Below are 12,340 nucleotides of genomic sequence, written 5' to 3' on the forward strand. Positions count from 1 at the left end.
GGCACGATAAAAGTGCGGTGGATTTTTCGCACGTTTTTACAGTCTTATCACGCCGTCATAAACATGGGTGGCATCGCCGGTCATATACAGCGGCCGGCCTTCGCCCGCCCATTCAATGGTCAGGCTGCCGCCGGGTAAATCCACCTGCACGCGCGAATCCAGCAAGCCCTGCATAATCCCCACCGCCACGGCGGCACAGGCACCGCTGCCGCACGCCTGCGTTTCGCCCGCGCCGCGTTCGTAAACCCGCAGTTTAATATGATCGCGCGCCACCACCTGCATAAAACCGGCGTTCACCCGCTCCGGAAAACGTTCGTGGCTTTCCAGCAATGGCCCGAGCTGCGCCACATTGGCGCGGCTGATATCCTCCACCTGCACTACGCAATGCGGATTACCCATCGACACCGCGCCGCACAGCACGGTCTGGATCGCCGTGCGCAGAATATAATTTTTCTCGAATTTATTGGCGCTAAACGGAATTTTCGCCGGCTCCCACACCGGCTCGCCCATATTAACGCGAACCGTGCCGTCTTCTTTTACGCTGAGCAGCATTTTGCCCTTCGCCGTACTGACCGCAATCTCTTTTTTATTGGTCAGCCCCTTTAACGTGACAAAACGGGCGAAACAGCGTGCGCCGTTGCCGCATTGCGCCACTTCGCTGCCGTCGGCATTGAAAATGCGGTAGTGAAAATCCAGTTCGGGATCATAAGGCGGTTCGACAATCAGCAATTGGTCAAAGCCGATACCGCGGTGGCGATCCGCCAGTTTTTTGATGGTTTCGGTCGGGAAATAAACGTTTTGCGTGACGGCATCCACCACCACAAAATCATTACCCAGCCCGTGCATTTTGGAAAACTGCATGTTTCCGTCCTTAAAAATTCGTCGCGATTGCCCCGCATTATAATCAGCAACCGATAATGAGTAAATAATCATTGCTTTCGATGTAAAGTGTTCCCTATTGAATTTTTCAAATTAATAGATTTTATTTAAAAATATTCGTCACTGTGCCTTGAAATCGGCAAATTAGGTATTACTTACATTCCATCAATGAGACGTCCGTTTATACGGAATGAACATCGAACGGAGGATTTTATGAATATTGAAAAATTTACCACCAAATTTCAACAGGCACTGGCGGAAGCGCAGTCTCTGGCATTGGGGAAGGATAATCAATTTATTGAACCGGTGCATTTAATGAGCGCGCTGCTCAATCAGCAGGGCGGCTCGGTGGCGCCGATTTTAACCGCCGGCGGGGTCAATCTCGCCTTATTGCGTAACGAGTTAAACGCAGAGCTGAATCGTCTGCCGCAGGTTTCGGGCAACGGCGGCGATGTGCAGATTTCACGCGCGCTGCTGAATTTACTCAATCTGTGCGATAAACTGGCGCAGCAAAAGCAGGATAAATTTATTTCTTCCGAGCTGTTTTTATTGGCGGTGCTGGACGATAAAGGCAGTTTGGGCGATATACTGCGCAAGTGCGGTGCAAAAAAAGAACGTTTACAGCAAGCGATTGAACACATACGCGGAGGACAACAGGTGAACGACCAGAATGCGGAAGACAGCCGTCAGGCATTGGAAAAATATACCATTGATTTAACCGCCCGGGCGGAAAGCGGGAAGCTTGATCCGGTGATTGGCCGTGATGAGGAAATCCGCCGCACCATTCAGGTGCTGCAACGCCGTACCAAAAACAATCCGGTGCTTATCGGCGAACCGGGCGTGGGGAAAACCGCCATTGTGGAAGGATTGGCGCAGCGTATCGTCAACGGTGAAGTGCCGGAAGGGCTGAAAAACAAACGGGTGCTGTCGCTGGATATGGGCGCGCTGATCGCCGGGGCGAAATACCGCGGGGAATTTGAGGAACGTTTGAAAGCCGTGTTAAACGAACTGGCGAAAGAAGAAGGCCGGATTATTTTGTTTATCGACGAAATTCACACCATGGTCGGTGCCGGTAAAACCGACGGCGCGATGGATGCGGGCAACCTGCTGAAACCGTCGCTGGCGCGCGGTGAACTGCACTGCGTGGGCGCCACCACATTAGACGAATATCGTCAGTATATTGAAAAAGACGCCGCGCTGGAACGCCGTTTCCAAAAAGTGTTTGTGGACGAACCGAGTGTTGAAGATACCATTGCGATCCTGCGCGGGCTGAAAGAGCGCTATGAAATTCACCATCATGTGCAGATCACCGACCCGGCGATCGTCGCGGCGGCAACCCTTTCTCACCGCTATATTTCCGACCGTCAGCTGCCGGATAAAGCCATCGACTTAATCGACGAAGCGGCCTCCAGTATCCGGATGGAAATCGATTCCAAACCGCAACCGCTGGATCGGCTGGATCGCCGTATTATCCAGTTGAAACTGGAACAGCAGGCATTGCAGAAAGAAGACGATGACGCCAGCCGTAAACGGCTAGACATGCTGGAAAAAGAACTGGCGGAAAAAGAACGGGAATATGCCGAACTGGAAGAGGTGTGGAAAAGTGAAAAAGCCGCCCTATCCGGCACGCAGCATGTTAAGGCGGAACTGGAAAACGCGCGCACCCAACTGGAACAGGCGCGGCGTGCCGGTGATTTAAACCGCATGTCCGAATTGCAATACGGCGTGATTCCGTCACTGGAAAAACAGCTGGCGCAGGCGGAAACCTCCGAAGGTAAGGAGATGACCTTGCTGCGTTATCGTGTCACCGACGAAGAAATCGCCGAGGTGCTCTCCCGCGCCACCGGCATTCCGGTTTCACGCATGATGGAAGGCGAAAAAGAAAAACTGTTGCGCATGGAAAACGAACTGCATAAACGCGTGGTCGGTCAGGACGAAGCCGTCGTGGCGGTGGCAAACGCGATTCGCCGCAGCCGTGCCGGATTATCGGATCCGAACCGTCCGATCGGCTCATTCCTGTTTTTAGGGCCGACCGGGGTGGGTAAAACCGAATTGTGCAAAACCCTGGCGAATTTTATGTTTGACGACGAAAACGCCATGGTGCGGATCGATATGTCCGAGTTTATGGAAAAACACAGCGTTTCCCGTTTAGTGGGCGCGCCTCCGGGCTATGTGGGGTATGAAGAAGGCGGTTATCTGACCGAAGCGGTGCGCCGTCGGCCGTATTCCGTGATTCTGCTTGATGAAGTGGAAAAAGCCCATCACGATGTGTTTAATATTCTGCTGCAAGTGCTGGATGACGGTCGTTTAACCGACGGTCAGGGCAGAACGGTGGATTTCCGCAACACGGTCGTGATCATGACCTCGAATCTGGGTTCCGATTTGATTCAGGGCGGTACCAACGAAACCTACGGCGAAATGAAACAGCTGGTCATGAGCGTGGTCAGTCAGCATTTCCGCCCGGAATTCATCAACCGTATTGATGAAACCGTGGTATTCCACCCGCTTGGTAAAGCCAACATCAAAGCCATTGCGCAGATTCAGCTGGCACGGCTGGTCAAACGGATGGACGGTCACGGCTATCAAATCCGGTTTACCGATAACGCGCTGGATTTCATCAGTGAAATCGGTTACGACCCGGTTTACGGCGCAAGACCGCTTAAACGCGCCATCCAAAACGAGGTGGAAAATCCGCTGGCGCAACAGATTTTATCCGGCAAATTGCTGCCGGGTAAAGCGGTGAGCATTGATGCGGTCGATGGAAAAATCGTTGCCACGCAATAACACAAGCGCATCATTGCGCCATAACTCCGGGCAAAACCTGCCCGGATCGTTGCCAAAAATCTGCGCGTCGCATAACGCATTGTTCACGCGCCGATTTTTTCTGTTATATGCCTCAAAACGCTCGAAAAAACGACCGCACTTGGGTTGAAAAAGTGCGGTCGTTTTTTTCATTATTTTTTCCGTACAGAATTAGCCGGTTATTTGGCTGATATCCGCCAGATAAATTGCCGGTTTACCTTCAAAATCACTGCCGAATAATACGGCGCTATCATCCGGGTTAAATGATGGATGCGGATGGGTGATTTGGCGATCGCCGTCCAGCACTTTCCAGGACGAATTGTGTTTGGCGACTTTAACGATACGTTGTTTGGCGATATCGAACAGATACAGGAACGGATCATTTTCGATATGATAACTGTTGCTGTCATCAACATCGACCGGCGCATCGCAACCGTCGCCAATCAGTAAATTTCCGTTGAAATTACTCATTAAATGTGAGCACGGCGGCATAGTCATCAGACGGGTATTGTCTAAGCTCACCGGATCGACACTGTAAATCACACGTTCGGTTTGCCCTTTAAAATAAGACACATAAATCATTTTCGAGCCGTCCGGTACCCAGAATTCATGGGTGCAGGATTCGCCCGGCCGGTGTGTTTTGGCTTTTCTGAGGTTGCTGCCGTCTTGATCGATAAACCACATGCGGGCATCCACCAAATCATGCGGGCCTTCATGGCAGAATCCGATAATGCTGTCGTCAAACGGGCGATAAGTCGGATGACCGAGCCACACGTTATCCTGATGCACCACAGCCAGTTCGCCGGTTAAAATATCCACTTTAATTAAACGGCAAGTGGGATGCGTATGATAAAAGGCTTTGAATTTATCCCAGTCGGTCAACGGTTGCCAGCAGGATTTCAGAATTTCGATTCCCACCAGTTTCGTGCAGTCGGAATTGGCCACCCAAGTGCCATAACCTTTCCATTTTTCATCCACGGTGTAAATCACCTTTTCTTCCAGCGTGTGCAAATCCACCTGCCGTAAACTGGATTCATTTTTGACATAGAAAAAGGAGTTATCGTCCGCGGCGATAAAACCGCCGAAAGTATTATCGCCCTTTCCTTCGGTCAGTTGGGTTGCCGTTTGCGTCGGCAGATCCAGCAGATAATAATTGCGATTGCCGTCAAAATCACCGGCAAACAGTAACTTATTGCCGTCTTTGGTAAAGCATTTCTGATAGAAATAATTGCGGTGACAGCTGACCGCTTTCGGCGTCAGACGGGTGATTTTAGTTTGCGTATCCGAATCCGTAAACGATTCGAACTGCAAGCGGATTGTGTTTCCTTTAGCCATAAATACGTCCTTAATCTGGTTTATCATCAGGCGGGCAATAAACGAGCCGACGCCGGTTTATTGCCGCAAATGAAATTTATTTGATTGCCGCGCTGCGTTTTAATCCGTAACCGACCGCAAAGATAGCCAACGCACAGCCCGCAAACAGTATTCTGCCCCACATCGGATTCGGAATAAATACCATTAATAATAAACCTGCCGCCATAATCAATACTAACGTACTGAGTTTTTGACGCTGGACACGGTCGATTTCATCCTGACCTTCTACGGCGATACATTCGCGATCCACATCGTTAAAGAAGGCGATTCGTCTTGCTTTGTTGTCATCGTTGTCTTCTTTATAGAACAGCATGGTTAAACAGAAGAAGCCGGCGGTAAAGAATAAATGCGCCGCGATGGTGATGATGACCTTAAGTTCGGAAATTTCCCGTTTGGTTAAATCTTCTACGCCGAACCAGCTTGCGACATATTGCGGAGTGAAGACTTGCACCACCGACCATGACACGAACATCCCGAATACTACGGTGGCCCAAGGCGCCCATTTCGGTGTTTTACGGATAATAATGCCCAAGAATAGCGGCACCAGAATCGGGGATTGCAACAAGGTTGCAACCTGCATCATTAATTCGAATAAGCTCAAATGTTTCAATGAGTTGAAAAATTGTGCCATTAAGATAACCAAAATACCGTTCACAATGCACACAATTTGACCGGCGCGTAATAATTCTTTATCGTCCGCTTTGCCTTTCCGCACAATGGGTGAATAAAAGCTGCGCACAAACACACCGGAGTTGCGGTTTAACGCGGAGTCCATGGATGACATGGTGGCGGCGAATAACCCCGCCATTAATAATCCGACGGTACCGATCGGCATCACATTACGCGCAAAGACCAGATAGACCGCATCCGAGGCTTTTTTGCCCAGTTCCGGATAAGCCTGCGCCGCATCCGGATAAATAATTGCGGTAACCCAAGGGGGAATAAACCAGATAATCGTACCGAATAACATCAGCAGTAAGGCAAAGATCGCGGCTTTGCTGGCGTTGTTGGAATCTTTTGCGTTTAAAAAGCGGTAAGATTCCTGCATATTGTTGATACTTTGTAACTGTTTTACGATAAAAAACAGGAAGGTACACACAAGAATCAACGGATAATTCATATCCGGGCCGGAAACAAAACCGCCCGGGAATTTTTCAATGATTTCACCCGGCCCGCCGACGACGACTAATCCGACGACGGCACAGGCAACGGAAATGACGGCAACCACCAGCATTTGTACAAAATCGGATGCCACCACACCCCAGGCACCGCTGAGCAAAGACACTAATAATACCGAAATACCAGTGACATAAATGGTGACGGTGATATCCGCATCAAATACCGCAGAAGCGAAAACGGATAAACCGTTCAGCCACACTCCGGCATTAATTACGCTGAGCGGGATGATCACCCAAGTAAAGAATTGCTCATTCGTTGCACCGAAACGACGTCCGACGGCTTCTGTCGGCGTATCGACGCGCATTTGTCGAAAGCGTTTGGCAAAATAGAAATACGCGAAAACATAAGCGACCATATTGCCCACAAACACCGCGATAACGGATAAACCGTCGGTAAACGCTTTACCGGCCGCGCCGGTGAAGGTCCAGGCGGAGAACTGGGTCATAAATGCAGTACCGCCGACCATCCACCACAACATTTTACCGCCGCCGCGGAAGTAATCACTGGTACTGTTACTGGCCATTTTTTTAAATACTAAGCTGATTGCCACAATGATACAGAAGTAACCGGCTATCACTAAATAATCAATAGTCATGAGATAACGCCTCCAATAATGTCTTATTACCGGCGTTCAATTTAGCATAGAAGAAAATAAAAAAATGTGATCAATATCTATTATTTAAAACATTGTTTTATTTTTATAGATTCAATGTTTTGTATTTTAATTTTATGTGTTTTGTTTTGTTGATAAAATTTATTGGCGCCCCAAATAAAAACAGGGCAGTAAATCTGATGCCCTGTTATTTTAGCGGAATAACTCGATGAATTAACGCAATAATTGTTGAATTTTCTTCACCTCTTCCAGACCGCTGTTATCGTCAGAAAACGCTATCTGAGTTAATTCCCGCAGTTTTTGCATCACATCGGTTTGCACCGGCGTCATGTCCGTCGTCGCTAAAAAAGCGTTATCGATTACTACGTCACCGTTTACCACATCCGGATACTGACTTGCCTGATGGAAACGGAAAGAACGGTTATGCGTGAAAGTGCCTTGTTTCGGGCCTTTTTCATACGGGCTTTTTCTGAACAGAAAATTAAAGCGTTTATTGTCAATCGCGACGTTATCCGCCACGGTGAACGTGCCCGGATTAAAGTTATCAGTAAAACCGTCCATATTGTTTCGGAAGGCAAGACTGTTTGTGATCACATGCGGCACCGGAATGCCTTCGCCGCCCAGTTTAAAACCGTTACCGATAGAAGCGCTTTTACTTTTCACCGTCAGGGTTTGTCCGTTCATAAACGCGATGGAATCTTTAATCGTGACGACACCGTTCGGGCCGTCTTCCACTTTGTTGAACAGATCCCAGCCGTCGTCAATGTTATGGTGCGAGATACAACGAATAAAAGTATTACCGTCGCCGACCCGCATTTTCGCCGCAAAACCGTCGGCGTTGATTTGGGAATCATCCATATTATTAAAACTGATGCTGTCGGTTACAATGTTATGACTGGCCCATAACGGTCTGCCGATTTTTTCCGGCGACGTAATCTGGAAGCCGGTATCCGGCGCACCGTGCGTAACGATATTGTTGAAATGGTTATAACTGCCGTGAACGATCAGACTGGCGCCGTCCACTTCAATATCTTCCACATTCCAGAAGCTGGCTTTATGCTGTAGTTCGCCGACAAATTTCACCTGATTTTTCACCCCTTTAAGGGTTTTCAACGCGCCTTTTAAGCCGCTGCTCTCGGCACGGATTTCAATGGCGGGATACTCACCCGGCTGTAACTGAATAGTACCGCCCGGCGCTAACAGCTGAAGTGCGGTGCTTAAATCCAACGGTTTTTGTGCCGAGCCGTCGCCGCCCGCCGTACCGTTCGGGGCGACATATAATAAGTCAGGCTGTTTGATATGAGATCGTTCAATGCTGAACGTCGTCTCAAAGCCTTTCTCCTTAAGGTTTGCTTGCGGTATGAATTGCACCCTTATTTCGGTTTTGTTGCGATCCAATTTAAGATTGTGCGGCATAAATTCACCGGCTTTAATTAAGGATGACGTCAATATCCGTTTGCCGTCCTGGGTCAGCACGAACCGTCCGTCATAATTCGCCCGCGCCTGAAAAACATACTCCGTGCCGGACGCCTTGCGAGGCGATTCAATGCTGACAATTAACGGCAATGTTTTTGGCGTAAATTGAGCCGGCGCCACGCTTTTCCCCTCGCTTAACCGCAACTCGACATTCTCCACGGTAATTTTCGCATTGCGGGAGGCAAAGAAGCCCAAATATTGTTTTTGCGCATTCTGATTGGCGAGAATACCCGGATTCACGTTATCCAACACCTTTTTATACTCTTGCTCACCCTGGCGAGAGGTGAGAACAAAACCCTGATCATTTTTTTCCAGCGTTAACCGTAACTGCCGGTGATTAAAATCAATGCCTTCCGCATAATCTTCGCGGACTAATTTATTCCCCGCACTGCCCCACGGTTCTTTAATACCCTCGCGGTAAGAGGCGTTGATATTCACTTTACCGTTATGCTCTCTGGCATTGCTGCGTAATAAATTCATCACCATATTGGACGCGGCGGGAAATTCCTCATAACCGACGGGCTGCGGGACGTCTCTCGGTTTGCCGATAATATCGCGCACCATAATGCCGGCGCCTTCCTGACGGTTCGGTTTGGCGCCGGTTTCCGGCCCGAGCTGATCGAGATACACATCGGCCGAAATCACAAAATTCGTATTAATCGGCAGTTCGGTATAATAATAAGTAACCCCTTCATGAGAATTCGCCAGCTTGCCGCCGCGGCTTTCAATGGTAAAACGGGGCGCTAATGCGCCGTCTTTTACCGGCATGCCGTTTACGGTGGTTTGATTGATGCCGACCTTTTCCGGCAGAATGGTCGAACCGAAGTTTAAATCGGTAGATTGACCGAAAGTGACACTTTTCCATACCAGATCACTCGGGTTGACCGCGGCGCTCATGCCGGATGCCGAGAATAATACGAAATAAAAAAGAGAAGCCAGCGTTTTATTGGACATAAATAATCTCCTGAATTTCCGTTAAATACAACCGATATGCTGATCCTGTAAAAAATCGCCTATCAGCTGTGATGACATAGTGTTTGGCGGTGTGAGGTATTCCTAATCGCATCGGTACAGGAAAACATGGATAACCCTGTTGATAATTCGATTAAGCGCCGACAATGTACCACGGCTAAAAAGGAAAAAATGTGATCACTATCTTAAATTTGAAATATAATTTTATTTTTAAAGAATTGATATTTTAGATTTCACCAAAAAGATAAAAAAAGGCGGTATGATACCGCCCGACAAGTGTTTGTGATTAAATGCAGATATGCACGATCTTACACCCAAAATGTTGTGTGTTTTCGGCAAAATAACAGCGCCCAATGCAAAAGCGAAAAGTGCGGTGTAGTTTTTATTTGATAAAATCCTGTCTCATTGGGGTGAACGTATCCAGCAGCACACCCGGTTGCAGGCAGACACAACCGTGCATCACGTTCGGCGCTTTGTATAACACATCACCGGCATTGACGGTTTTGGTCTCATCACCGATAGTAAATTCAAAACTGCCGGATAACACATAAGTTAATTGTTCGTGCGGGTGATTGTGCATCGCGCCGACGGCACCCTGTTCAAAATGCACTTCCACCGCCATAATATTCTCACTGTAAGCGAGAATTTTACGTTTTACGCCGCCGCCGAGATCCTCAAGCGGAATAGTTTTGTTATAGACAAACATCCTGTCTCCTTATTTCGCTAACATTTCACCAGATTAACCACTTCGCGCACCAGACGTCCGATTTCGTCCCAGTTTTTCGCGGCGATCAACGATTTGTCCACAAACCAGGAGCCGCCGCAGGCAACGATATTTGGGATTGCCAGATAATCGTTAATATTATGCACATTGATCCCACCAGTAGGCATGATTTGTAATTGCGCATAAGGGCCGAGCAGCGCTTTGATCATTTTCACGCCGCCGCTGGCTTCCGCCGGGAAGAATTTGACGGCGCGGATCCCCATTTCCAGCGCCGCTTCAATCGCCATCGGATTGTTCACGCCCGGTGTGACGGGAATATTCAGCGCCTGACACAGCCGTACGATGCGCGGGTTAAAGCCCGGTGTGACGATACAATCCGCACCGGCATTTTTGGCGCGTACCACCTGATCCGGCGTTAGTACCGTACCGGCGGCGATCAAAATGGCCGGATTATGCCGGCGCAGCAGTCGAATCGCCGCTTCCGCCGCCGCGGAACGGAATGTGATTTCCACCACCGGCAAGCCGTTGGCCGCCAAAGTATCGGCAAGCGGCAGAATATCTTCCGCCTGCTCCAGGGCAATCACCGGCACCACTTTCAGCTGCGCCAGTTTGTCAATAAGTTGTGCTGTCGTATCACTCATAACAGGTTCCTAATTAAACTGATGAATAAAATGTGCGGTCGCGGCTTGGTCGATAATCGCGCCCTTATGCCGGATAACCACGCCGGCCAGCGCATTACCTTGCCGGCAGCAGCAAGCTAAGGGTTTATTTTGCAGATAGCCGTTTAAAAATCCGGCGTTAAACGCATCGCCCGCCGAGGTGGTGTCAACCACGTTTTCAACGGTAGCCGCCTCGATATGTTGTTCTTCGCCGCTAAAACTGCTGAAAAACGCACCGCACTTACCTTGTTTCACCACCACGGTTTTGACGCCCGAGGCTTTCAGTCGGCGGACGGTGTGTCGTGCGTTTTCATCCTGCCAGACGGCCTGTTCGTCGTCAAAGGTGACCAATGCCAGACTGACAAAGGGCAAAAGTGCGGTATAAATTTGCTGCGTTTCTTCTAACGACGCCCATAAATTCGGGCGATAATTACTGTCAAACGCAATTTCAACCCCTTGCTGCGCCAGCCGTTTAAGCTGGCCGATGAAGGTGATGCGATCCGGCGGCGGTAAAATGGCCAGCGAAATCCCGCTCAGATAAATCATATCCATCTGTTCCAGCTGTGCCAGAATCCGGGGATAATCGTTATGCTGCAATAAATAGCGGGCGGCGGACTGATTGCGCCAGTAAAGAAACGTGCGTTCGCCCTGCCGGTCGAGCTGAATCAGATACAATCCCGGCTGTCGGCGTTCATCGCGCAAGACCAGATCGGTACGAATATGGTCATCCTGCCAGTGATGAAGCATGCCTTGACTGAGTTTATCCGTGCCCAATACCGACACATAGTGAATGTCAAACTGCCGGCTTGAGCTGACGCGCGCTAAATAAGTCGCCGTATTCAGCGTATCGCCGCCGTAAGTCTGGCGCATCTTGCCGAACGGTTCGCCGTTCAGTTCAATCATACATTCGCCGATAATCGCGATTTTTTTCATTGCCTGCTCCCGATGCAAACAAACCTGCTTATGCGGGATAAACAGGTTTGCTGCACATTGATTAGTTAGCCAGAATATCGCGGACGAACCGTTCGATTTCTTTGTCTTGGCAATGGGCGAAGAAACATTGCTGGAAACGTTCGCCGCTGACCGCCGTTTTCACTAATGCCGGGTCAATGGCGCGTAAGGTATCCAAATAGTTATCTTTTACCACCGCACTTTTGACTTGGTTTAAAATACCGGCGTTGCGCACCTGCGGTTCTTTACGTTCCGCCGGGTAGCCTTCGCCATACACACCGGTAAAGGCTTTTTCGAACATATAACGCACATTTAATTCCGCGCCCCAGCCGAACCCTTTGGCAAAGGCTAAGGCCAACGCATTGCCGTTATTAATCTGGCAGAACAGGAACGCATCGGTGGGGTCGAGGCAGTAGCCGCATACCACGCCCGGATGAATATTAAGCGACATCATCGCGCCTTGGCCGGTGCCGCAGCCGGTAACCACAAAATCCACCGCTTTCGCATTAAGCAGAATGCTGGCCATAATCCCTAAATGAATGTAGGTCAGGTGATGATCATTTTCATCGGACATCCCGACGTTAAACACTTCGTAGCCTTTCGGATCGACCACATTTTTTAATTCTTTCAGTATCATCGCATTTTTGGCTGCCTGACTGTTTTCCATCATTAATGCAATTTTCATTATATTCACCTATTAATTAATTGAAT

The 12,340-nt window shown here is 49.1% G+C and carries 9 protein-coding genes; 1 reads left to right on the top strand and 8 read right to left on the bottom strand.

Annotation, left to right across the window (positions count from 1 at the left end; genetic code table 11):
- Positions 1-36: 36 nt before the first annotated feature.
- Positions 37-861 carry a diaminopimelate epimerase gene (gene dapF / locus ACESOH_RS10005; RefSeq protein ID WP_032093791.1) on the bottom strand — a complete coding sequence of 275 codons (825 nt, stop codon included), beginning with the start codon at positions 859-861 and terminating at the stop codon, positions 37-39.
- A 231-nt stretch (positions 862-1,092) separates the two neighbouring features.
- On the opposite strand from dapF, the gene clpB reads away from it, so the two are divergent.
- Complete coding sequence (gene clpB, locus ACESOH_RS10010) at positions 1,093-3,663, top strand: ATP-dependent chaperone ClpB (RefSeq protein ID WP_373100993.1); 2,571 nt, start codon at positions 1,093-1,095, stop codon at positions 3,661-3,663.
- A gap of 189 nt (positions 3,664-3,852) precedes the next feature.
- Here clpB and ACESOH_RS10015 read toward each other — a convergent pair whose 3' ends face one another.
- From ACESOH_RS10015 to ACESOH_RS10045, 7 genes are all read right to left on the bottom strand, one after another.
- Complete coding sequence (locus ACESOH_RS10015) at positions 3,853-5,016, bottom strand: oligogalacturonate lyase family protein (protein WP_373100994.1); 1,164 nt, start codon at positions 5,014-5,016, stop codon at positions 3,853-3,855.
- A 76-nt stretch (positions 5,017-5,092) separates the two neighbouring features.
- Positions 5,093-6,829 carry a sodium:solute symporter family protein gene (locus ACESOH_RS10020; protein ID WP_373100995.1) on the bottom strand — a complete coding sequence of 579 codons (1,737 nt, stop codon included), beginning with the start codon at positions 6,827-6,829 and terminating at the stop codon, positions 5,093-5,095.
- Positions 6,830-7,060: 231 nt separating this feature from the next.
- Positions 7,061-9,277 (bottom strand): right-handed parallel beta-helix repeat-containing protein, encoded by a 2,217-nt coding sequence (locus ACESOH_RS10025; RefSeq protein WP_373100997.1) that lies wholly within the window; start codon positions 9,275-9,277, stop codon positions 7,061-7,063.
- Between the two features lie 400 nt (positions 9,278-9,677).
- The gene (locus ACESOH_RS10030; RefSeq protein ID WP_032093796.1) at positions 9,678-10,001 is read right to left on the bottom strand and encodes a cupin domain-containing protein; all 324 of its coding nucleotides are present in this window, start codon (positions 9,999-10,001) and stop codon (positions 9,678-9,680) included.
- Between the two features lie 17 nt (positions 10,002-10,018).
- Positions 10,019-10,660, bottom strand: a complete 642-nt coding sequence (locus ACESOH_RS10035) for a bifunctional 4-hydroxy-2-oxoglutarate aldolase/2-dehydro-3-deoxy-phosphogluconate aldolase (RefSeq protein WP_373100998.1) — start codon at positions 10,658-10,660, stop codon at positions 10,019-10,021.
- 9 nt (positions 10,661-10,669) lie between these two features.
- Positions 10,670-11,611, bottom strand: coding sequence for a sugar kinase (locus tag ACESOH_RS10040; protein ID WP_373100999.1), 942 nt, complete (start codon positions 11,609-11,611; stop codon positions 10,670-10,672).
- 61 nt (positions 11,612-11,672) lie between these two features.
- Complete coding sequence (locus tag ACESOH_RS10045) at positions 11,673-12,314, bottom strand: RpiB/LacA/LacB family sugar-phosphate isomerase (RefSeq protein ID WP_032093799.1); 642 nt, start codon at positions 12,312-12,314, stop codon at positions 11,673-11,675.
- Positions 12,315-12,340: the final 26 nt, after the last annotated feature.

It is taken from the genome of Necropsobacter rosorum, from assembly GCF_964241405.1.
Taxonomy (GTDB): domain Bacteria; phylum Pseudomonadota; class Gammaproteobacteria; order Enterobacterales; family Pasteurellaceae; genus Necropsobacter; species Necropsobacter rosorum.

Coding starts and splice junctions, on each gene's coding strand:
- clpB (WP_373100993.1), top strand. CDS start 1,093: ATGAATATTGAAAAATTTACCACCAAATTTCAACAGGCACTGGCGGAA.
- ACESOH_RS10040 (WP_373100999.1), bottom strand. CDS start 11,611: ATGAAAAAAATCGCGATTATCGGCGAATGTATGATTGAACTGAACGGC.
- dapF (WP_032093791.1), bottom strand. CDS start 861: ATGCAGTTTTCCAAAATGCACGGGCTGGGTAATGATTTTGTGGTGGTG.
- ACESOH_RS10030 (WP_032093796.1), bottom strand. CDS start 10,001: ATGTTTGTCTATAACAAAACTATTCCGCTTGAGGATCTCGGCGGCGGC.
- ACESOH_RS10035 (WP_373100998.1), bottom strand. CDS start 10,660: ATGAGTGATACGACAGCACAACTTATTGACAAACTGGCGCAGCTGAAA.
- ACESOH_RS10025 (WP_373100997.1), bottom strand. CDS start 9,277: ATGTCCAATAAAACGCTGGCTTCTCTTTTTTATTTCGTATTATTCTCG.
- ACESOH_RS10015 (WP_373100994.1), bottom strand. CDS start 5,016: ATGGCTAAAGGAAACACAATCCGCTTGCAGTTCGAATCGTTTACGGAT.
- ACESOH_RS10045 (WP_032093799.1), bottom strand. CDS start 12,314: ATGAAAATTGCATTAATGATGGAAAACAGTCAGGCAGCCAAAAATGCG.
- ACESOH_RS10020 (WP_373100995.1), bottom strand. CDS start 6,829: ATGACTATTGATTATTTAGTGATAGCCGGTTACTTCTGTATCATTGTG.